The organism is Marinobacter sp. HL-58, assembly GCF_001314605.1.
Taxonomy (GTDB): Bacteria; Pseudomonadota; Gammaproteobacteria; order Pseudomonadales; family Oleiphilaceae; genus Marinobacter.
This window is the reverse complement of sequence record NZ_LIHP01000018.1, coordinates 83755-105315: the sequence shown is the minus strand read 5'-3', so window position 1 is coordinate 105315 and position 21561 is coordinate 83755. Positions and strand designations below refer to the sequence as shown.

Here is a 21561-nt window from a genome sequence, read left to right as displayed (position 1 = left end):
TAAGATAGAGGCTTCTCCCCAGGATTTATGTGTCAGCTTACCCACTACAACCACGAAAATTGGGAACAGCTTGAATTGCTGGTTGAGTACGTGAAGGATGGCCGGAACGTTACGGGTGAAAACGGGCTCCGTATCGTTCTGGACGATAACCATGACAAGCAGCTCTGCAGCCATCCTGCTCGTAAAGCGGAACTGTAGTCCCGTGTACGGAGATTAGAAAATGAAGAAAGGATTCCTAATCCTCCTATGCTTGTTAATAGCCTCCATTACCCACGCCGGCACCTACCGCTGGGTGGATGAAAATAGCCAGATACACTTCGGCGATCGCCCACCTGCCAATGCGGCCCCGGAGGAGGTAACGCTGAAAAGTGCTACTCCGGCCGCAGATGCAGCAGTGGATGAACGCAAGCGGCGTGTGAACGAATTTCTGGAGCAGAGCGGGCGGGAGCGTGCCGAGCGCAATAGGATTAAAGCCGAGCAGGAAGCGAGGTCGGCAAAGCTTGAATCCCGCTGTCAGGCTTTGCGGGCGCGGTTAAGGTATCTCAAGAGCGTGTCGGGTATCTATCGCCTCAACAATGATGGAGAGCGCGTTTTTGTCGACGATGAAGAGAACATGCAGCTTCGTCGTGATTTCCAGGCCAGAGTCCAAAGTGAATGCGATTCCTGACTCTGCTGTGCGCCACTGTCCTTCTCTTTGCCCTGTCAATTGCCCATGCAGATCCGCCTGACCTGGCCCTTGCCGGTGTCTACGAGGAAGGCGTTGCCCTTGACGACTACTGGGTCAGTGAAAAGCTTGATGGTGTGAGGGCCTACTGGGACGGGGAGCGGTTCTGGTCCCGGGGTGGCAATGAATATCGGGCTCCTGGCTGGTTTACCGAGGGTTTTCCCGATGTGCCCATGGATGGTGAGTTCTGGATGGGGAGGGGCCGGTTTGCGGAGTTGTCGGGCGCTGTGCGCCGGTTCGAGCCCGTCGATGAGAGTTGGCGGCAGGTGCGGTTTATGGTGTTTGACCTGCCTGCGGTTGATCGGGTGTTTTCTGAGCGTGTCCTAGCCATGGAAAATTTGCTGGAGCCCTCGCCCTCGCCGTTCCTGATGATGGTGGCACAGGGCAGGGTGGCAGACCGCGATGAGCTGATGGCGTTACTGGATGATACCGTGGCAGCCGGCGGCGAAGGGCTGATGCTGCGGCGCGGCGACAGCCATCACTCCACGGGTCGTTCCGATGACTTGCTGAAAGTAAAACGTTTCGATGATGCCGAAGCTGTCGTGGTGGCGCACTTGCCCGGCAGTGGCAAATACCGTGGAATGATGGGCTCGATCAGGGTTGAGCGTGAGGATGGCCGGCAGTTTCGTATCGGTACCGGCTTCAGCGACGCGCAGCGGAGGAATCCACCACCGGTAGGCTCGATCATCACCTATAAATACTATGGCTACACCACCACGGGGCTGCCGCGATTTGCCAGTTTCCTGCGGGTACGGAACGATGAGCCTGAAGGGCCCTGATCCGGCAGGCCCGAATTACGAGGTCTTCATCCGAGGTTATCGAGCGTGTGCTACAGTTAAGTGAGCTGTGGCCACTCTTTAGCAATCCACAGTGCCTGAATGTCAGCCGGAAGATTATCGGACTTTCTCCTGCAGCCATTCATTCAACAGTTCATATCGTTACCAAAAGCCGAAATAGCAGTATTGGTTACTGATAAGGAGGCAACAAATGGAAGCGAAATCCGGTCAGAACGATTACGAACAGGTCAGGGAGGATCTTCAGAAACTCCGCGATGACCTCGCCAAACTCACCAAAAGCGTTGCCGATGGGCAGAAAAACAACATCAGCCACCTCCGGGATGAAATTCGCCGTGAAAGCCGCGAAGCGTTTGATCAGGTGAAACAGAAAGGGGATGAGGCTTTCAATCGTGCCCGTGATGCCGGCACCAAGGCGGTGGACGATGTCGAGCACAAAATTGAGGAGCGACCGTTCCTCAGTATCATCATCATGTTCCTCGCAGGGCTGCTTGTTGGTCGATTGCTGGACCGCTGAACATGCCTGACTCAGCCTGGTTACAGGGCGTCCTGCGCAAAGCCGTTGCGGCCGTTCTTGGTTTCATGCTGGCCCTTGTGCTGCTGGTCGCCCTGTTGATTACCGGTTTTTACCTGCTCGTCAATGCCGCCACACTGGCACTGTCTCCGTTTCTGGGGGACGCCGGTGCCATGGCGGTGACGGGCTTTTCATGTCTGTTATTACTTGCCCTGTTTTTCTACCGAATGCCCCGTCCGGTGTCTTCGAAAAAGCCTGCCACTTCCGGGAAGGGGCAATCATCACCCACGCCAATCGATGCTATCCGGGACCTTGTCCGCAAGAATCCCCTGGAAGCGGTGTTTGCTGCGTTCACCCTGGGTGTGGTTGAGCAGGGTGATCCCCGGCTGAAGTCACTGCTGTTGCAGGGCGGTATGGTTCTGATGAAGGAGGCGGAAGCCGAGCAGGCAAGAGGAGCGGAAAAAGCGCATGCCGCAACAAGCGAACAGGATGCTCCCGCAACCTGACTGTCACCCGGGGCTGGACAGGATTGCCCCTCCGCCGGATTCTGTTGGAAATTCAGCCAATCGTTACGGCCGTGATCAGAGTAGACTGAAGGCACATCTTCAGATGGTAGCGGTTGCTCATGAGTTCAGACACCAGCCCGGCATGGCAAAAACAGGCCTCGGCCATTCTCAGTGGTTTTCTCGGGGACTGGCTTGAGGCCCGTAACAATCCGCTGGCCCTGCCCATGGAGGTCTTCCACGGGCGTGACACCGTTGATCCTCAGATTCCGGATGTCGGGCAACCAGGTACAACGCTTTGCCTTTCCATTCACGGGCTGATGGAGCTGGAGTCCGTGTGGAATCTTCCCGGGCAACAGGGTGCCCATTACGGGTCGTTGCTGGCAGAAGCGGGGCAGAAAATCACTCCTTTGACCCTGCGTTACAACAGTGGTCGCCCCATCCATCGTAACGGCGAAGACCTGGCGACGCTGCTTGAAGCACTCGTTCGTAACTGGCCTGTGCCCGTAGAGCGGATTATTCTGATTGGCCACAGCATGGGTGGACTGTTGATACGCAGCGCCTGCCATTATGGCCATGCCCGGGGCTTGCGCTGGGTGGAACAGCTTGGCGATTGTGTCTACATCGGATCACCCCACGACGGCTCCTGGCTGGCAAAGGGCGCAAAAGCCACGGCAGACCTGATGAAACAGACGCCGCGGGATTACCTGCGGGTGATCGGTGAGGTGATCGACCTGCGCAGTGCCGGCATTCGTAACCTGTCCCGGGGAGAGGTTGTAAGCGAAGAGGATGGTGAGCCACCCTTGTGCCCGGGCGCCAGGCATTACGTCGTCTGTGGCCTGCTGGCATGCTCTCGCCAACACCCGGTTAACGCATTGTTCGGGGATGCACTGGTGCACGAATCCAGCGCTCGTGGCAGCGAGCGAAAAGGCTGGTCGCTCAGCGGCATCGCCACCTTCCCCGGCATTGATCATATCCGTCTGGCCCATCATCCCGATGTGGCCGGCCAGCTCAGGGAGTGGCTGTTATGAACGAGCAAAACCGCAACTGGTGGGCCGGTGTCGCCGATATAGCGGCCACTGGTCTGAACCATGGTGCAAGCAAGCTTGAGCGTGTGCACCTGTCTATAGCCGATGAGACCTTCGATATCCTGCAACGGGTACCGGTCACCCGGCCCTGGAGTGAGGGGGTACGGCATATACATCATGGTATTTCCCGCCTGTCCTATCGCAGCGTATCGCTGGTTGCCTCCAGCCTCGGCATGCTGGCACGAACTGCAAATTCACCGGAAAGTTTTAAACCTGATATTAAATTACATGAATAAGAGGTGAACACATCGTATTTCGCATTTAACCCAAATCCGGCGAATTTGTCGGTAGCCTGAGTTCAGGTAATCGGAATGAAGCTTTACCGGTTAATCCAGAAGGAAGTCATTTATTTCTGAACTCAGAAGGATGAATGCGATATGAGCTATAAATCCGGTCTTGCATGTGTAACGGTTATGACATCGGCCATTCTGGCAGCCCCGGCTGTCTGGGCTCAGGACAATACCGATCGCGACAGTTCAGGTGTATTTATAAGCGGCAGTTATGGCGGCTACAAGTCCCATGGCGGCGAGTTTGACGATGAGAACGACCTGTTCGGCATTGGCCTGGGGTACCAGTTCAACGAGTTTTTTGCACTGGAAAGTGAATACATCGATTTCGGTAAATTCGGTGACAATGAGGTTGACGGTAAGCTCAAAGGTGTGGCGCTGGGGTTACGGGCCAGGCTGCCGCTGACGGATACCTTCGGCGTGTATGCCAAAGGTGGTGCATTTGCATCAGCCTTTGATGTGGACGCCTTTGACGAAAGCGAGACGTACGATGAGGTTAATCCGTACGTCGGTGCCGGCGTTGATTTCCGGGTAACCGAACAGCTTACCGCTTTCGGTGAATACAACCGCTACAACGTGGATATCGATGAGGATGATTTCAACGGTCAGGTCACCAACGACGGTCCCGATTTCGATACTGCCCGTGTAGGTTTGCGCTTCCAGTTCTGATTGTGCCGGCATGACCGCCCGGGGCAACTCCGCCCCGGGCAACCCGTTTACTGCACGTTTTCCAGCTCTCCGAACCGGTCGGTAAACAGCGCGGATGACAGGTAGCGCTCTGCTGAATCCGGCAACACCACGACAATATTCTTGCCTTTATATTCCGGCTTCTTGCTGATGCGAATGGCTGCCACAACGGCTGCACCGCAGGAAATACCGCACATGATGCCCTCCTCCAGCATCAGCCGGTGAGCCATGGCCATGGCTTCGTCGTTGCTGACGGTTTCCACTTCATCCACCAGGTCCATATCCAGGTTGCCGGGAATAAAACCGGCGCCGATGCCCTGGATTTTGTGGGGTGCGGGTTTGGGCTCATCGCCATTGCGGAACTGGGTAATGATCGGCGAGTCTTCAGGCTCCACTGCAACGGTGGTCATGGCTTTCCCCCTGGTGTGCTTGATGTAACGGGACACACCGGTCAGGGTGCCGCCGGTGCCGACACCGGAGACGAATATATCGACAGCCCCGTCGGTGTCATTCCAGATCTCCGGGCCGGTGGTGTCTTCATGTATGCGGGGGTTGGCCGGGTTCTCGAACTGCTGGGGCATGAAGTGTTTATCCGGATCCTGGGCGACAATTTCTTCCGCTTTTGCGATGGCTCCTTTCATCCCCTTGGCCGGCTCCGTCAGGACCAGTGCCGCGCCAAGGGCTTTGAGAACCTTGCGGCGCTCAAGGCTCATGGACGATGGCATGGTCAGAATCAGCTTGTATCCCCTTGCGGCTGCCACGAACGCCAGCGCAATTCCGGTATTGCCACTGGTGGGCTCAACAATAGTGATGCCCTTCTTGAGAACGCCGCGTGTCTCGGCATCCCAGATCATGGCGGCGCCAATGCGGCACTTGACGGAATAAGCCGGATTGCGCCCCTCGATCTTGGCCCAGATGGTGGCCCCGTCATTCACACGGTTCAGTCTTACCAGAGGGGTGTTGCCAATGGAGAGCGAGTTATCTTCATATATGTTGGCCATAATGGATTCTCCCTGTTGTTTTACGGCTATCATATCACCCCGCTCAGGATTGGTTCGGATAGGATGCGACATCCATGTACTCAAGCGGAATCAGGATGGACGGTCCGGGCTTCCAGGCGGTTGCGCCCGTTCTGTTTGGCTGAGTAAAGTGCCTGATCAGCCAGCCTCAGAAACTCGGCCGGCGACGAATCCTTACCGGGGATGCCGGTGGCAAGGCCGATGCTGACGGTGAACCGCAGCTGTTCATCGTCGCAGGGGGTTGAGCTGCGGGCGACGGCTTCGCGGAAGCTTTCAAGCCGTGAGATCAGCTCTTCCCGGTCGCTGAAAGAGGTGAAAATCACGAATTCCTCGCCACCAAACCGTGTCAGCCGGTCCGTGTCGCGGCGGAAATGCTCACGCATGATGTCGGCCAGGGCTTTCAGGCATTGGTCGCCGGCGTCGTGACCATAGGTGTCGTTGATGGTTTTGAAGTGGTCGGCGTCCACCATGGCAATCGCAAAACCTTCCTTGTGCCGCTGACACCACTGGAAGCTCTTGTTGTATTCGGAGTCGAAATAGCTGCGGTTGCCGATCTGGGTCAGGTCGTCGGTAACGCTCAGGTGGGCAAGTCTTTCGTTGGCAGCGGCGAGTTCACGGTTTAACCGGCCGAGCTTCCGATTCCAGTAGAATAGCAAACCCAGAATTATCAGCGCACCAGCCGTCAGTTGCGCGGCCAGGGCATAATCGGTTTTCTCTTGCAGGTTGATGCCGCTCCAGTTCTGTTCTATGCGGCTGCGTTCCTGTTTGGTAAGGCTCTCCACCAGCTTTTGCATGATACCCAGCAGTTCCGGCTCATCGTTGCGGGTAGCGACCGCGAGGGACCAGTCCAGCGGTACTCGTCCGATCACTTTGAGATCAGCCAGCCCAAGTTCCTGCATATGATAGCTGGCGGTGGCCAGGGTGCTCAGATGGGCGGCGAGTTCTCGCTGTTGGACCATCCGCAGACCGTCTTTCTCATTGGCCACTTCCACCAGGTTGAGGTCCGGGTTCAGGGTTCTCAGCAATTCGACAAATGCATAGCCCTCAACTATGCCCACGGGTCTATCGCCCAGGTCCTCCAGTGAATTAATAAAGGGTGTTTCTATGCGCCCCACGAGAATGCCGGGAATCTCGGCATATGGCGTTGTAAAGTTCATGTATCCGAGTCTTTCCGGGGTTTCCATGGCCATTGAAAACATGTCGCACTCACGGCTTTTGGCGGCCGCGACGGATTCCGGCCAGGTGTCGATCTGCAGAGGCGTGAATTCAATGCCCGAACGTTCGGAAAACAGTTTGAAGGTATCTGCTGCTATCCCCTTGTGTTGGCCCGCTTCATCCAGCCCTTCAAGTGGCAGCCAGTCAGGGTCAACACAGAGCGTGAGTTGCTGTTTTCTTTGTTCCAGCCAGGCTGTTTCGGCATCGGTGAATGTCACTTCGCCCGGAAGATCCGGCGCACTGCGTGCGGATGCACCCAGCCAGCGATTTTCAATGGTTCGCATTTCCGTGGGGCTGATAGAGGCGAGGGCCTCATCAATAATGGATGCCAGCGGTTCAAGCGCTGGCCGAACACCAAAGCGCAAGTCCTCCCCCGGTTTACCATCGAGGGTAATCTCCCCGGCAATGGTTACTCCGGTCATCCGCAACTGGCGAACCCAGTAATTGCCATTGGGCAAGGCCGCCAGCACCACATCGACGGTACCCTCCTTCAGCGCCTGAAACATGGCTCTCTGTGAGGTAAAAGAATAGACATTGTCGCCAAGCTGTTCTTTCAGCGTTTTTTCATAATAGATGCCGGCTCCGATGGCCACTCTCAGGCCCTGCAAGTCGGCGATTGCGTTGAAACCCAGCGAGTCATCGAGTGAAAAGGCAACATTGGGAATGATGTGATAGGGGGCGGTAAATCGGCTGGATTCCCGGCGTTCCGGGTTCTCCGATATGTTGGCCATGATATCGATGTCGCCGCGCAGGTACATCGGGTATAGCTCTGACCACTGATCCGTGACCGGAATAACCTGTAAGCCTGTCAGATCCGAAACGCGGTTCATGACATCAACAGCGAGCCCCTGCAGGGTGTTGGCGTCGCGGAAGCTGAAGGGTGCGTAATCCCTCATGAAGCCGACCCTGATGGGCCCGATTTCACGGAGATAGCGTTGTTGGGCATCGGTGAGCTCAAGGCCCGGCTTTTCACTGATGCTCGCGCCGCCAAACTCGTACCAGCGTTGAAGGAGTTCGTTGATGGTTGATTCCGGAATCGCATCCAGGCCATCGCTGACGGCTTCAAACAGGTCTTCATTACCTTTCAGAACGCCCAGCCGAAAGTCTTCACGGGAAAGCTCACCCAGCGGAGCCTCGCCGGCAACCTCCAGAAACCGGAAACCGGCCTGGTTGGCGTAGTAGTTCAGGGTCAGTTCCGGCCCGATAATGCCGTCTACCCAGCCGAATGCCAGTGCCCGAACCAGGCTGGGGATAGAGCTGTAGCTGGTGACGTTGACACCTGTATCTGCCAGAACGTCGTGGTAGTAAACATCCTTGACGATGCCGATGTGATAGTCAGATAGCTCCTCCAGTGAGCTGATGTTGCCCAGTGGGCTTGCAGGGTCGTGCATAAGGTAGATCTGACGGATGTGGTATGGCTCGGTAAAGAGAATGTTTTCTGCCCGTTCCTCGCGGAAGGAGATGCCGTCGATAACGTCGATTTCCCCTCTCATAAAGGCGCCAAAGACTTCCGGCCAGGTGCCGGCACGAAATTCGAAATTCAGTCCCGAATGGCGGCCCACTTCCCGGAGTACGTCAATGGAGAAACCTGTCGGGGTGCGGCCCTCAATATTGGAGTATGGCTTGTTGTCAGACACGATGCCCACTGAAACAGTCTGGTCATCGGCCGACAAGGTGGGTGTGGGCAGTGAGAAGAGCATCAGCACAGCAAAGGCAAAGAACAGGACTGTATTCAGATACTGCCTGTGGCGTGTTACTGCGGCGCTCATTGGGTGATTCACAATTCCGTGTTTATTAGATCGAGAGTGTAGTTGCTTGCACGGGGTTTTCCCAACGGGATGTTGCGTTTCAGCCTGCGGTGGTTGGTGTCCGATGGTAGGATGTAATGCTTCCGGACACTTTACAGGACACACCATGGGACTCTTGTTTGAGCAGATCGACAGTCAACCCTCGCAACTGGGGGAAATCACCCTTCGCCGCCGCCGTATTCCGGCACTGGGCGACCGCGATATCTATGAGGTGAAACTGGGCGAAGAGTTTCTCATGTCCAGTATGTTTGTGGATGCGGAAGTGGCGCTGGCCGACCTCGGCCTGGATGCGGTGGACGGTGAGCAGCTGAAAGTCGTCGTTGGAGGCCTCGGGTTGGGCTATACCGCAGAAGCGGCCCTGAAGCACGAACGGGTGAGTGAGCTGCTGGTGGTGGACGCGCTGGATACGGTGATTCACTGGCACCAGCAGGAGAAGGTCCCCTTGGGCAAGGTGCTGAATGACGACCCGCGCTGTCGCTACGTGCTGGGCAGTTTCTTTGACTTCGCGGTCTCGGAAGGTGGGTTTGACCCGCAGGCCCCCGGTAAGATCTTCGATGCCATCCTGCTGGACATTGATCACTCCCCCCGGGCGCTGCTGAACGACTCCAATGCCAGTTTCTACAATGCTGAAAGTCTGGGCAGAATGGCCATGCACCTGCGCCCCGGCGGGGTGTTCGCCATGTGGTCCAACGAGCCACCGGATGAGGCGTTCATGGATATTCTGCGGGAGGGGTTCACGGATGTGGACGCCAGGGTGGTGTCGTTCTACAACCCGTTCCAGAACCGGGAGTCGACCAATACCGTGTTCCTGGCCCGCAAGCCACTCAGCTGACAGAACGGCCGGTATAGCTTGAGAAATCCGGTTTCTTTGGTTGGTGCTGATCGTCAGTCATGTAGGCAGATGTCAGGATAAACTCGGCCGTGGCACGGTTGCAGGCCACGGGGATATTCCACAGGGCTGCAATGCGCAGCAGGGCCTTGATGTCCGGGTCGTGGGGCTGAGGCTCAAGCGGGTCCCAGAAAAACACCAGCAGGTCGATCTCGCCTTCGGCGATCTTGGCGCCAATCTGCTGGTCACCGCCGAGGGGGCCGCTGAGCAGGCAGGTGATGTCGTCCCGCTTGAGGCTTTCTTTCAGCAGACGGCCGGTGGTGCCGGACGCATACAACCTGAGGGAGGCAAAGCGGGTCTGGTTCTCGGCAACCCAGTCCACCAGTTCTCGCTTCTTGTTATCGTGGGCGACCAGGGCAACGGATTTAACGGCCATGTGCGGTAAAGTCTCCTTGTTGGGATGGTATCCGGTATCAGGCTCCAGTGTTTCATAATCAACACAGACGCGGAACAGGAAAAAGGTGTTATGGCAGCAGACCAATCCATCAACTGGGCAGAAACACCGGCTGCCGTCTGGCGCCGTCACCGTCAGGGCCTGCGGGCCATCCGGCGGCTGGATCCGGTGGGCTGGGACGACCTGACCGGTATTGGCCGGCAGCAGGCGGCCCTGGCCCGCAATACGGAACGCTTTCTGGGCGGGGAACCCTCCAACAATGCCCTGCTGTGGGGTGCCCGGGGCACTGGCAAGTCATCACTGATCAAGGCGCTGCTCAACCGTTACCAGGGCCGGGGCCTGCGCATGATCGAAGTGGACAAGGATGACCTGGTGAACCTGCCGGAGATTGTCGATGACATTGCCGAGCTGCCCTGGCGGTTCGTGATTTTCTGCGATGATCTGTCCTTCGAGGTGGGCGAATCCGGCTACAAGGCGCTCAAGAGTGTGCTTGAAGGCTCGCTGGAAATGCCGCCGGAGAATGTGCGGGTGTACGCCACCTCCAACCGTCGCCACCTGATGCCGGAGTTCATGGACGATAACCTGAAAAGCGAAATGCGCGGAGGTGAGCTGCACCCGGCCGAGGCCATTGAAGAGCAGGTGTCCCTGGCGGACCGGTTTGGCCTGCAGCTGTCCTTCTACGGCTTTGCCCAGGACGTTTACCTGCAGGCCATTGATGCCCTGTTCCCCGATGTCGGTGACCGCGAGGCACTGCACCGGGAGGCCGTGCGTTTCGCCACCAGTCGCGGTGCCCGCAACGGCCGCACGGCACAGCAGTTCTATCGTCAGTTTGCCGGGGACCCGGACGCTTTTTCCGGGTAAGCCAGAGGCTATTGTCGCCGTGCCAGCCTGATGAAGCGGTGGTGAACCAGCCGCACACCAACGAATACCAGAATGATGACCACCGGGATGGCAACGCCAAGGACCAGCGACTTGTTGAAATCAAACCCGGCATCGTAGGCGGAATCCAGTGCCAGTTTCAGCAGCCCCACCAGGTAGTAGCTGATGGCCACCACGGAAAGCCCTTCCACCGTGTGCTGCATCATCAGCTGGATTTTCGAGCGCCGGTCCATGGAACTCAGTAGCTGCTGGTTCTGGCTCTGGATGGCCAGCTCGACCCGTGTTCGCACCATGTCCGAGGCACGGTCTACCCGGCGGGACAGGTCTTCCAGCCGGTCCTTCACCGATTCGCAGGTTTCCACCGCCGGGGTCAGGCGCCGGGTCATGAACTCGGTGATGGTCAGGTGCCCGGAAAGCTCGTCTTCCCGCAGTTCCTCCAGCCGTGTCAGTACCAGCTTGTGATAGGCCCGTGTCGCTGAAAAGCGGAAGGTGGAATGGGCACGGAAGGCCTCGATGCGGGCGGCAATATTGGTCAGTTCCGCCAGTACTTCGCGCTCGTTGATATCCCTGTTGTCCGCCAGGGACTGGGTGACCACCGCCAGTTGCTGGTCCATGTCGTTCAGGGACGGGGTCATTTCCCGCGCCAGCGGTAGCGACAGCAGCGACATCAGCCGGTAAGTCTCGATTTCCATCAGGCGCTGGGTGAGGCGACCGAGCTGGCTGTCGGACATGTCCCGGTTGAGCACCATGAAACGGCCAAAGCCGTCGCTGTGAAGTTTGAAGGAGCCCCACACCCGGGCCTTGCCTTCCCAGGGACTGCTGCCCACCAGCCGTTCCCCCTCAAAACATGCACGGATCTGCGCCAGGTCGGATTCCGGGCCATTTTTGGCTTGCTGCAGGTCGATATGAAAGGCGGCCACCACGGTACCAGTGAGTTTTTCAAGCCAGCCTTTGGGCAGCGATGAAATACCGGTGTCCTGGAAAGGCTGGTGCCCGTCCCCGGCGTCCAGATTGATAAAGGTGTAGGACGCGAACTCCATGTGCATCTCACGGCGGATACGCAGGGAGCCGAAGGTGGCTTCATAGCAGCTGACATCATCGGCGGGTTCATCAACACCCAGCATGATATGCAGGTCTTGCCAGTGTCGGAACTGGGCGGCCCGTTGCTCCGGTGTGGTCAGCAGGGCGATGTGGGTAACCTGTGCCGGGCAGGGCAATACATGGAACGGCCGGGAGTGGAGTTCGTTGTAAAGCTCTGACCGGAGCGGATGCAGGTCCAGCTGATTGAGTGGGAGATTCAAGGTTTGTTCCTTTGACAGCGATTCAGGCCGGTGCAGGTAATACCACCGTAAAGCGCACCCCGCCCGGTTCATTGGTTGCCAGTACCTGGCCGTTGTGATGTTCCGCAATCAGCCTGACGATCAGCAGGCCCTGGCCCAGGTGCCCCTCTTCCTTGCCGGTTCTGACGGAAACGAAGGGGCTGAAAATATCACTGCTGAGGTTTTCCGGCAACGAGGAACCTTCATTGAACACACTCAGTTCCAGCTGTTTCGGGCCAGGCTTCAGGCGCACCTCTATCCGGCCTCCGGCGGGCGTGAAATCCCGGGCATTGTCCACCAGCTTGTCCAGCAACTGCACCAGTAGTTCAGGAGAACCGTGGCACGGGCAGCCTTTTGCAGGCCCGGAATACTCAATTTTATGCTCCGGATCCAGTGACTGATAGGCGTGGGTGGTCTGCGCGGCCACGTCGGCCAGGTCGAAGGTTTCCTTCTCGGCATGGTCGAAGCTCTGTTCCAGCCGGGCCGCCTCACTCATTCCCTGCAGTATCTGGCTCAGACGATCGGTGGCGGAACGGGCCCGTTCGATGTAGCTGGCCTGGTCGGCCGGGTCGGTGGTATGGCTCAGGTTTTCCAGGGAGGAACGCACCACCGCCACCGGTGTTTTCAGCTCGTGAGACAGGCGGCGGGAGAAGCTTTCGAGGTAGTCGGTGTACCCCTGGAGGCGCTCTGTCATGTGGCTGAACTGCCGGGAAAGATCGCCAAGTTCATCCTTCGCTTTGGCCGGGGGCAGGGCACCCAGTACCCGGCCATCATCATCAATGCTGTTACTGACCGCCCGTTGCAGGCGGGTAATGCGCCAGGACAGCCAGCTGGCATAACCCAGCAGCACCAGCATCAGGCCGGTAATCAGCGGTACGCTGCGGGCGATGACCGAACCCAGTGTGCTGCCGGACAGGGCCAGTAGCTGGTCCAGGGACTCTTCCAGTACCAGCACCCGGCCATCGGTCAGCGGATGTTTGACAAGCATGTAGGTGTCGCCATCCCGGTGGCGCACCAGGCCCCGGGAAGGCAGTTCTTCCGCGCCTATCCGGTGGCTGTCGTTATCCAGTGGCAGAGGCTCGGGCTGATAGAAGCGCACCAGCGCGCGCAGCCCGTTCAGGCTGATGCGCTCGAGAATCTGAAACGGGCTCAGGCTGTCAAACTCGGGTTTGTCCTGGTCTGGTTCCCGCGCCTTGCGCGCAATCACCCAGCCGTCCGGTTCCAGAACCCATGCGCCCTGGCCGGGGGCAATCATTGCCTCAAGACGGCTTTCCAGTTCTGGCAGGCGGGTGACGATTCTTGCTGACTCGGGGCCGGTGCTCACGATGTCGTCATCACTGGCGTTGGCGTCCGTTCCGGGCCATGTAACCTGGAAGCCGAATCTGGCCGATGGATCCGGGCGGGGGACTCTCAGTTCGGCCTGATAGCCGTTGCTGACCGCCTGCCAGTAGCCGCTGATGCGGTAGTCCGTGGCACTGTCGCGCCCCGGATCGATGGCGTTTATGGAGCCGGGCGCCTGGGTTCGGATAACGCGCTGCACCGTCTCGCCGCCACTGGTGAGGTCAAGCTGTATCTGATCATAAGGTTGTTCAGGGTTGCCCGGATCGAAGGCCACTGCCTTGCGGCCGCTGACCTGGATCAGCAGGAACAGATGGTTCCGGTCCACGGCGGCCTGCCAGGATACTCTGGCCGGGCCGTTGCTCTGGACCCGGCCGGTGTCCTGCCATTGCGGGCGGGATTCCTCTTCATCGTAGCCTGGCCAGTCGTCGCCATAACCGTCGAGGTTGAGGGGGCGGGACAGAATGTCGGCATAGATCACCTCTGTTCCCGGTTCAATCGCCTCGTTCGTGGCGGAATGTTCGGCAACAAACCCGGCCACACGTTCAGCCTGGTTCTGCAGCTGTATGGCAGCCTGCGCACGCAGAGCCTCGTCCAGTTCCAGTACAAACTGCAAGCCGGCCCAGGGGATCAGCAGCATCAGCAGGCTGGCGATAAAGAGTTGGCGTTTGAGAGTCAAAACTCAGGCCTCATGGGCGTTCCAGCGATAACCCATGCCGTAGGCGGTGTGAATGCCGTCAAAGCTCTCGTCGACCCGGGCGAACTTGCGGCGTATCCGCTTGATGTGAGAGGTCACCGTGTTGTCGTCCAGCACGGTGCTGGCGGCTTCCATCAGTTGATCGCGGCTGCGTACGTGGCCGGGGTGCTGAACCAGGGAATGCAGCATCCAGAATTCGGTTACGGTCAGGTCGATGGGCTGGCCATTCCATTCGGCGGTCATCCGGTCCACGTTCAGTGCCAGCCGGCCCCGGTGCACCACCTCATCCGGTTGTTTAAGAGCCTCGGCCCAGGCATCGGCCCGTCGCAGCAGCGCGGTGACCCGGGCCAGGAGGTGGTCAATGCTCATATCCTTGGTGACATAGTCGTCCGCACCCAGTCGGAGGCCGTGAACGGAATCGATGTCGCTGTCGCGGGCGGTCAGAAAAATGATCGGCAGGGTTTTCGACAGGTTCCGCAGGTCCTGGCACAGGGCAAAGCCACCTTCGGGCTCATCCCCCAGGCCGACATCAATGATGGCCAGGTCCGGCAGGGAGGTGCGCAATACCTGGAAGGCACTGGTGCGATCGCCATAGGCTGACACCCGGTAACCCCGGCGCTCGAAGGCATCCCGGTAGTTTTCCCGGATAGCGGGTTCGTCTTCGATCAGCACAATGTGTTGTTTCATAACCTCAGGCCATATCCCTGTTGATACAGAGTCCTATTTAACCATGGCCTGCGGTCAGAACAAGGTAAAGCGGGTGGTTTGCCACAATTCATCATTTTTTCGATACCGGATCGCCAGATTGTGACACCGGATCGCCGTTTCCGGCGGGTGAAATAGACACCAGTTGCCAGCAGGCGTGTGTTCATCCCATTGAGACAAGGAAGCGGAACGATGTTGCTCACCCACGTAGTGCCATCTTCACGAATCGTTATGAGTGCCGGGGGTCGGAACCGGTTACTTGCAAGTGGCAGGGTTTCCCCGCGCCTCCGGCGCTGTCTGGAAGGAATCTCGCTGTGGCTGGCGGTGTTGCTGTATCTGTTTGTGCATCCGGTATACGCCGAGGCCTCCGACACCGGCCCGGAAGGCGCCGGCGAAATGCATTTTGTTGACGAGGCCGGCCAAAGACAGGGGGCGGCCACCCTGCTCAGTACCGACTACAAGGTAACCGTCAGCGGGCTGATTGCCGATACCCGGCTGCGCCAGAGTTTTCGAAATAACAGCCAGCAGTGGCGTGAGGGGGTATTTGTATTCCCGTTGCCGGAGAATGCCAGTGTTTACGGTATGACCATGACCGCCGGAGAGCGGGTGATCGTGGGCGAAATCCACGAAAAGCAGGAAGCGAAGCGTCAGTACACCCGGGCAAAGGACGAAGGTCGCAAGGTGGCCCGGGTGGATCAGCAACGGCCAAATCTGTTCACCACGCGTATGGCGAACATTCCTCCCGGCGAAACCATCACCGTGGAACTGCAATACCAGCAGGCGGTGCGGTACCAGTCCGGCGAATTCGAGCTGCGCCTGCCCACCACTATGACACCCCGCTATATGCCCGGCCAGGCGCTGGACAACCAGCCGGCCCAATGGTCCGGAGGCTGGGCAATGCCCACCACGGAAGTGCCGGATGCAGACCAGATCAGCCCGTTTACTGTATTGCCAGAGGACGTCGGGCCGGACAGCCACAGGGCTGCCATTGACCTTGAAATCAATGCGGGCCTGCCGGTGAGCCGCGTTTCCAGCCCGAGCCACCGGATAACGAGTACCTGGAACGGTAGCAGGGTGGAAGTGGCGCCCGAGTCCGATGCGGTGTTGATGGATCGTGACCTGGTGGTGCGCTGGGCGCCAGCCCGCGGAATGGAGCCGTCGGCCGCTGTTTTTCATGAGCAATGGCAGGGTGAGGATTACCTGCTGGCGCTGATGGTGCCGGGACTGGATTCCGGTCAGCGCATGCCGCGGGATCTGGTGTTCGTGATCGATACCTCCGGCTCCATGGCCGGTGAATCCATCCGCCAGGCCCGGCAGTCGTTGTTGCGTGGGCTGGATACCCTTGGCCCGGACGATCGGTTCAATGTGATTCAGTTCAACAGCCAGACCCACGCTCTGTTCATGGATACGGTAGCTGCCAATGGCAACAATATTGCCCGGGCCCGTCGTTATGTTCAGGGCCTGAATGCCAGTGGCGGCACCGAGATGGCGTCGGCGCTGGATGCCGCACTGGACGATTCGGGCCATCGTGATGAAGAAAGCTCCACCCGGGTTCGGCAGGTGGTCTTCATTACCGACGGGGCTGTCGGCAACGAAGCCGCCCTGTTCTCCAGGATCAGCAACGGGCTGGGGCGCAGCCGTCTGTTTACCGTGGGTATCGGTTCAGCCCCCAACATGCATTTCATGCGGGAAGCGGCGCGTTATGGCCGTGGCACCTATACCGCCATCAGCGATCTTTCCGATCTGGAACGGCCACTGGATGAACTGTTCGGCAAGATGGAAGCGCCGGTATTGACGGATATTTCCGTCAGCTGGGACGGCCGGACAACCGCCGCGTTTCCGGGGCGCATTGGCGATCTGTTCCGGGGTGAGCCGATGGTACAGGTGGTCCGTGGGCTGCCGGCTGACGGGGAGCTGCAAGTCGCCGGCCGTATGCCCGATGGCAGCCAGTGGCAGCAGTCGTTGCGGCTTGATCAGGCCGCGAAGGGTAAGGGGCTGCATCGCCACTGGGCGAAACATAAAATCGACAGTCTGATGGACAGGGGCCTGACCGGCCGGGTGGACGACGAGGTGCAGGCGGAGGTGACGTCTCTGGGGCTGAAGCACCAGCTGATGACAAAATACACCAGCTTTCTGGCGCAGGAAAAAACCCCATCCAGGCCTTTGGAGGCGCCCCTGACGACTGACAGCGTGCCCACGCTGCTCCCGGCCGGGAGCCAGGGCACCATGTTGCGTTATCCACAAACCGCAACACTGTCTCCGCTGTTCATTGCCATCGGACTCGTGGGGCTGATGTTTTCAGCGGCCATAACCCTGCTGCAGAGGAGGGTGTTCTCATGAATCGTCTGATTCTTCTGTTGGCAACCACGTTTGCCACTGTGCTTGCAGTGGGGCTGTGGATACCTCTAAAAGCCCTGGCAGCCCAGGAGTTACTGGAACTGGCCTGGGCGGAGAGCCAGGCACGGCAACAGCAAACCCGCCCCTGGCCCTGGGCGGATACCTGGCCGGTAGCCCGCCTGACCTTGCCGGAAACCGGCCAGTCGCTGATTGTGCTTGATGGTGCCCACGGTGAAAGCCTGGCTTTCGGGCCCGGGCAGGTATTGGGGGACGGTGAGCAGGCCGGGCCAGTGGTCATTGCCGGCCACCGGGATACCCATTTCCGGGGCCTGCAGCACCTGGAGGCAGGCAACCGTGTCCGGTTGCAGGGCCGAGGTGGCGATTGGCGCACGTTCCGGGTCGACCGCATACGGGTGGTCGATAGTCGTTATGAGCAGATCAACACGGCGCAGTTGCCACAGGATTCCCTGTTGCTGGTGACCTGTTATCCCTTCAATGGCCTGCAGAACAACGGTCCACTACGCTATGTGGTGGAAGCGACAGCCGAGAACCTGGTGACGACGGGCGAGGCTGATAACACTCTGACCCGGGAGGCTGTTGCCGGAACCTGATTTTGGCGTACACTTGTGCGCCAAAAAAATTGTGTCAGGGTTTTGATCGATGGGAATGCTCATAAAGCTGCTGGCCTGGCTGATGGTGCCGGTCATCTGTCTGTTCGCGCTGGTTCTGTATGTGGCGAGGCCATTCAATCCGGATAACAACCGTTTGCTGGGCCGGGTTGTCGCCCGTGTGGGCCGTTTTCTCCTGGGCATGGAGCGCCCGCTGGAAGGGGCCGATAACATGCCGCAGGACCGGCCCACCGTGGTAATTGCCAACCACCAGCACAACGATGACCTGTTCGTGATGGGCGACCTCTTGCCGCCCCGCACCGTCACGGTGGGCAAATCGTCGCTGGTCTGGGTTCCGTTTTTTGGCCAGGTATTCTGGCTCGGCGGCAATGTCATTCTCAATCGCGGCCGCTCACACAAGGCCATCGCCGTCATGCAGGCTACCAGTGAAGCCATCAGCCGTGACCGCAAGAGCCTCTGGGTATTTCCCGAGGGTACCCGCAGCCGGGGTCGCGGTCTGCAGCGGTTCAAGAAAGGCGCATTCCACGCTGCGGTGGCGGCCGGCGCACCCATTACCATGGTCTGCGCCAGCCAGTATTACGATCGCACACTGGGCTGGTCCGGGCGCCGGGAGCCGGTGACGATCCGCATTCTCCCGCCTGTGGAAACCGCAGGGCTCACCGTTGAGGATATTCCAGAGCTGATGGCCCGATGCCATCAGCAAATGGCAGCCGCCATTGCCGGAAGTGCTTGAAGCATCAGGCTAAACAGGGCAGTCTTTCGGGGACTGTTTTCGCTGCAGGGAGATGCACGCAATGAATCTTATTCTTTTTCTGATAATTGGTGGTGTGGCCGGCTGGCTGGCGGGTCTGATCATGAAAGGCCGCGGGTTTGGCGTACTGGCAAATATCGGTATCGGTATTGTCGGTTCGGTGATCGGTGGTTTTGTGTTCCGGCTTTTGGGGCTTGCGGCCCAGGGCGCTGTCGGTGAACTGGTTACAGCGACCGTGGGTGCTGTATTGCTGCTGGCGATTGTCAGTGCTATCAAGAAGGGTTGATGATGATTATACCGGTATCTGCGGTTTTCGCCGCTGTGCTTGGGCTGCTACTGATTGTTCTGTCCATTCTGGTGTCCAGGTTCCGTCTCAAATACAAGAAAAACCTGGGAGTGACCGACGACCGCGACTTTGAGGCAGCGGTTCGTGCCCATGGCAATCTGGTCGAGTATGCGCCCCTGGGGCTGATCATGCTGGCCATTGCCGAGCTGAACGGAGTTGCCAGCGGGCTGGTTTACTGGACGGGTATGGCGTTCGTGGTGGGGCGCATACTTCATGCTTTTGGCATGATCAACGGCCGCGGTGGCCCCCATATTGCCCGGTTGGCGGGTATCCTGTTGACCTGGGTCAGCATCCTTGCCATTGCCGTGCTGCTGCTTTGGAACGTGTTCCAGGTCTACGGCTGAATGTTCCGAGGGGGCTGAACGCCCCCGTCAATTATCTGCCTGACAGGCCGGGTCTTACAGTGCCTGTGCCATTTCCATCGTCAGGTACTCCAGCTCCAGCCGGCGGTTGGCCGCATGATCTTCCGGCCGGGCCAGAGGACGGTCACTGCCCCAGCCACTGACCTGAATCTGGCTTTCCCTGACACCTTCCCGGATCAGCATCTTGGCGGCACTGCTGGCCCGCAGGCGAGACAGGAAATGGTTGTATTCGCTGACGCCGAAATTATCGGCGTGTCCGTGGATGCGCACCCGCACGCCCGGGTTGTGCCGTAAATAGTCGGCATGCTGGCGCAGGATAGTCTGATCCTGTTCATCCAGGCGATGCTTGTTGAATCCGTAATGGAACCGCATCCGGTGAGGCTTGCGGGGAGAACCGTCGGTAGCCAGCGCCGGCATGGCCAGTCCGGATTCGATGGCAGACCTGGCAAGCAGTTCCGGGTTGTCCAGTATGAGTACAGTCATGGCAGTTTCCTTGTTTACACGTCCGTTTTTTTTGTTGTCCCGGCAACTATTGGCTGTGGCCGGGACAACGGCAATTGGCGATTGGTCGAAACCCCTGTTCAATGCTCCTTCCGAGCATTCTGCGATTCGCCCCATTTGCGGCTGCCCTGATTGAATGTCATTTGTGTGACCTTCGTGTGACAACCGCAGAGTAGCCTTTATTGAGGCGCCGCGCACAGTTTGTTTTGCCTGTGGTGCGGTAATTCACTACAGGATTCATTACAGCGCGAAAAACTGGCCATGCTGTGGTAAAAAGCAGACCTCCCGGGACAAATTATGATGAATTGTGACTGCCCATGCTGATTATTCCCGCAGAAAACGCCGTTAACTGGAGGCGCCCGCCCTGGGTGACCCTGGGCCTGATGCTGGCCTGTTTGCTGGTGTTCACGTTTTACCAGGGCGGCGACAGCCGGTTGACCGAGCGGGCGATCGAGGTGTACCTGGATTCCGATCTGTCGTCACTGGAAGCTCCGGTCTACGAAGATTACCTGCAACGCCAGATTCGTTTCGAGGGCGATGAGGACCGGGTCTATGAACTGCAGAATTTTCAGCAGTTGCGCCAGGAGGGCGGCGATGTGTGGGTGGCCTACAGCCTGCTGTCCGACCGGGAATTCTATCAGTACATGCTGGAAAACCGGGATGTGTTGCTGGCACCTGCGGAGCGACGGCGCTGGATGGAACAGCGGGGCGAGATACAGGCCCGGCTGCTGGACCGGTTAAGTGCCAACCAGCTGGGCCTGGTACCGGCGGAATTCTCTCTCTACACCCTGATTACCTATCAGTTTCTCCACGGCGGCTGGGGGCACATCATCGGTAACCTGGTGTTCCTGTTCCTGCTGGGCTTCACCGTCGAAAAGGCCCTGGGCCCCGGCCGTTTTTTGCTGGCCTACCTGCTCTGCGGCGCCCTGTCTGGCGTGGTGTTTACAGCGTTTTCCATGGGCAGCCATATCCCCCTGGTGGGCGCATCCGGGTCCATCTCCGGACTGATGGGCATGTACGTGGCCATCTACGGGATGCAGAAGATCCGCTTCTTCTATTTTGTCGGTGTTTACTTCAACTACTTCCGGGCGCCGGCGCTGGCGTTGCTGCCAGTGTGGCTGGGCAAGGAAATCTACGATTACTGGTTTGCCGGTGCCACGGGCATCGCCTATATGGCCCACGCCGGTGGCCTGGTGGCAGGTGCCGGCATGGTCTGGCTGCTGGGCAAAAGCTGGCTCCAGGTAAAAGAGGAATTCTTCGAGCCGGAAGAGTCCGAGCAGGATGAACGCTTCACCACCGGCTACAGCCAGGCCATGGCCAGTCTGGGGCGGATGGACTTCGACCTGGCCCGGCGTCAGTTTGAAGCGCTTCGGGAGCATTATCCGGACCGTATTGTGCTTCTGGAGCACCTTTACCAGTTGGCGAAACTACGCCCGGATCTGCCGGAGTACCGGGAGCGGACGCGGGAACTGATGACCGAGTCCCTCAGCCGCCGCCAGCCCGAGCAGATGATTGAAATATGGCAGGAATATCTGCGTAAAGGTGAGAGTCATCAGCCCTTGAGCGCCGGGGATCATAACCGGGTTCTGTTCACCAGCCTGAAACAACACGATTTAAAAGCCGCGGAAAAGGCTTTCGAGAGGCTCAAAAGCGCTGGTGATGAGCTCCTGACGACGGAGGCCTGTCGGTTGCTGGCGGATGAATTCGAAAAACTCCAGATGACCCCCAAAGCCCGCCACTACAGGCAGTTGTTGCAGCAAAGCCATTAGTCTGCG

Annotated in this window: 23 protein-coding genes; 16 read left to right on the top strand and 7 right to left on the bottom strand. The window is 58.6% G+C overall.

Translation table 11 applies throughout. The annotated features are described in order from the left end of the window. The first annotated feature begins 27 nt into the window (after nt 1-27). The 8 genes from HLUCCO03_RS16580 (at nt 28) to HLUCCO03_RS16545 (ending at nt 4579) form a co-directional block, all read left to right on the top strand. The gene (locus tag HLUCCO03_RS16580; protein WP_155939841.1) at nt 28-198 is read left to right on the top strand and encodes a hypothetical protein; all 171 of its coding nucleotides are present in this window, start codon (nt 28-30) and stop codon (nt 196-198) included. A 22-nt stretch (nt 199-220) separates the two neighbouring features. Next, nucleotides 221-667, top strand: a complete 447-nt coding sequence (locus tag HLUCCO03_RS16575; protein WP_051603726.1) for a DUF4124 domain-containing protein — start codon at nt 221-223, stop codon at nt 665-667. Further along, nucleotides 655-1503: a DNA ligase gene (locus HLUCCO03_RS16570; RefSeq protein ID WP_027830051.1), complete on the top strand. Its 849-nt coding sequence runs from the start codon at nt 655-657 to the stop codon at nt 1501-1503. The genes HLUCCO03_RS16575 and HLUCCO03_RS16570 overlap by 13 nt, the downstream gene beginning before the upstream one ends. A 208-nt stretch (nt 1504-1711) precedes the next feature. Continuing rightward, entirely contained in the window at nt 1712-2035 is a 324-nt protein-coding gene (locus HLUCCO03_RS16565; protein ID WP_027830050.1) for a YqjD family protein, read from the top strand. Between the two features lie 2 nt (nt 2036-2037). Next, entirely contained in the window at nt 2038-2538 is a 501-nt protein-coding gene (locus HLUCCO03_RS16560; protein WP_027830049.1) for a hypothetical protein, read from the top strand. Between the two features lie 119 nt (nt 2539-2657). Further along, nucleotides 2658-3566, top strand: a complete 909-nt coding sequence (locus HLUCCO03_RS16555; RefSeq protein ID WP_027830048.1) for a triacylglycerol lipase — start codon at nt 2658-2660, stop codon at nt 3564-3566. Beyond that, entirely contained in the window at nt 3563-3859 is a 297-nt protein-coding gene (locus HLUCCO03_RS16550) for a hypothetical protein (protein WP_197025626.1), read from the top strand. Before HLUCCO03_RS16555 ends, HLUCCO03_RS16550 begins: the two co-directional genes overlap by 4 nt. A gap of 141 nt (nt 3860-4000) precedes the next feature. Then, nucleotides 4001-4579, top strand: coding sequence for a porin family protein (locus tag HLUCCO03_RS16545; protein ID WP_027830047.1), 579 nt, complete (start codon nt 4001-4003; stop codon nt 4577-4579). A 47-nt stretch (nt 4580-4626) separates the two neighbouring features. Here HLUCCO03_RS16545 and cysK read toward each other — a convergent pair whose 3' ends face one another. Both cysK and HLUCCO03_RS16535 read right to left on the bottom strand, forming a co-directional pair. After that, complete coding sequence (cysK, locus tag HLUCCO03_RS16540; protein ID WP_027830046.1) at nt 4627-5598, bottom strand: cysteine synthase A; 972 nt, start codon at nt 5596-5598, stop codon at nt 4627-4629. Nucleotides 5599-5678: 80 nt separating this feature from the next. Continuing rightward, entirely contained in the window at nt 5679-8600 is a 2922-nt protein-coding gene (locus HLUCCO03_RS16535) for a transporter substrate-binding domain-containing protein (RefSeq protein WP_081813456.1), read from the bottom strand. A 145-nt stretch (nt 8601-8745) separates the two neighbouring features. Here HLUCCO03_RS16535 and HLUCCO03_RS16530 point away from each other — a divergent pair, with 145 nt between their 5' ends. Beyond that, the gene (locus tag HLUCCO03_RS16530; RefSeq protein ID WP_027830044.1) at nt 8746-9471 is read left to right on the top strand and encodes a spermidine synthase; all 726 of its coding nucleotides are present in this window, start codon (nt 8746-8748) and stop codon (nt 9469-9471) included. Here HLUCCO03_RS16530 and HLUCCO03_RS16525 read toward each other — a convergent pair. After that, complete coding sequence (locus HLUCCO03_RS16525; RefSeq protein WP_027830043.1) at nt 9464-9904, bottom strand: methylglyoxal synthase; 441 nt, start codon at nt 9902-9904, stop codon at nt 9464-9466. The genes HLUCCO03_RS16530 and HLUCCO03_RS16525 overlap by 8 nt on opposite strands. 90 nt (nt 9905-9994) lie before the next feature. On the opposite strand from HLUCCO03_RS16525, the gene HLUCCO03_RS16520 reads away from it, so the two are divergent. Further along, on the top strand, nt 9995-10783 hold the full coding sequence (locus HLUCCO03_RS16520) for an ATP-binding protein (RefSeq protein WP_027830042.1): 789 nt from the start codon (nt 9995-9997) through the stop codon (nt 10781-10783). Nucleotides 10784-10791: 8 nt separating this feature from the next. On the opposite strand, the gene HLUCCO03_RS16515 is transcribed toward HLUCCO03_RS16520, so the two are convergent. From HLUCCO03_RS16515 to pdsR, 3 genes are read right to left on the bottom strand one after another with little or no spacing between them, the layout of a single operon-like run. Further along, nucleotides 10792-12102 (bottom strand): DUF3422 family protein, encoded by a 1311-nt coding sequence (locus HLUCCO03_RS16515; RefSeq protein ID WP_027830041.1) that lies wholly within the window; start codon nt 12100-12102, stop codon nt 10792-10794. A gap of 22 nt (nt 12103-12124) precedes the next feature. Next, complete coding sequence (locus tag HLUCCO03_RS16510) at nt 12125-14137, bottom strand: ATP-binding protein (RefSeq protein WP_027830040.1); 2013 nt, start codon at nt 14135-14137, stop codon at nt 12125-12127. A 3-nt stretch (nt 14138-14140) separates the two neighbouring features. After that, complete coding sequence (gene pdsR, locus HLUCCO03_RS16505; protein WP_027830039.1) at nt 14141-14842, bottom strand: proteobacterial dedicated sortase system response regulator; 702 nt, start codon at nt 14840-14842, stop codon at nt 14141-14143. Between the two features lie 210 nt (nt 14843-15052). Here pdsR and HLUCCO03_RS16500 point away from each other — a divergent pair, with 210 nt between their 5' ends. From HLUCCO03_RS16500 to HLUCCO03_RS16480, 5 genes are all read left to right on the top strand, one after another. Continuing rightward, nucleotides 15053-17200 carry a marine proteobacterial sortase target protein gene (locus HLUCCO03_RS16500; RefSeq protein ID WP_027830038.1) on the top strand — a complete coding sequence of 716 codons (2148 nt, stop codon included), beginning with the start codon at nt 15053-15055 and terminating at the stop codon, nt 17198-17200. Next, the gene (locus tag HLUCCO03_RS16495; protein WP_027830037.1) at nt 17197-17808 is read left to right on the top strand and encodes a class GN sortase; all 612 of its coding nucleotides are present in this window, start codon (nt 17197-17199) and stop codon (nt 17806-17808) included. Before HLUCCO03_RS16500 ends, HLUCCO03_RS16495 begins: the two co-directional genes overlap by 4 nt. Before the next feature lie 49 nt (nt 17809-17857). Beyond that, nucleotides 17858-18559, top strand: a complete 702-nt coding sequence (locus HLUCCO03_RS16490) for a 1-acyl-sn-glycerol-3-phosphate acyltransferase (protein ID WP_027830036.1) — start codon at nt 17858-17860, stop codon at nt 18557-18559. Nucleotides 18560-18620: 61 nt separating this feature from the next. Beyond that, entirely contained in the window at nt 18621-18863 is a 243-nt protein-coding gene (locus HLUCCO03_RS16485; RefSeq protein WP_027830035.1) for a GlsB/YeaQ/YmgE family stress response membrane protein, read from the top strand. 2 nt (nt 18864-18865) lie between these two features. After that, nucleotides 18866-19267, top strand: a complete 402-nt coding sequence (locus tag HLUCCO03_RS16480) for an MAPEG family protein (protein ID WP_027830034.1) — start codon at nt 18866-18868, stop codon at nt 19265-19267. Nucleotides 19268-19321: 54 nt separating this feature from the next. Here HLUCCO03_RS16480 and HLUCCO03_RS16475 read toward each other — a convergent pair whose 3' ends face one another. Further along, nucleotides 19322-19768, bottom strand: coding sequence for an OmpA family protein (locus HLUCCO03_RS16475; RefSeq protein WP_027830033.1), 447 nt, complete (start codon nt 19766-19768; stop codon nt 19322-19324). 335 nt (nt 19769-20103) lie between these two features. Here HLUCCO03_RS16475 and HLUCCO03_RS16470 point away from each other — a divergent pair, with 335 nt between their 5' ends. After that, nucleotides 20104-21555, top strand: coding sequence for a rhomboid family intramembrane serine protease (locus HLUCCO03_RS16470; RefSeq protein ID WP_027830032.1), 1452 nt, complete (start codon nt 20104-20106; stop codon nt 21553-21555). Nucleotides 21556-21561 lie beyond the last annotated feature (6 nt).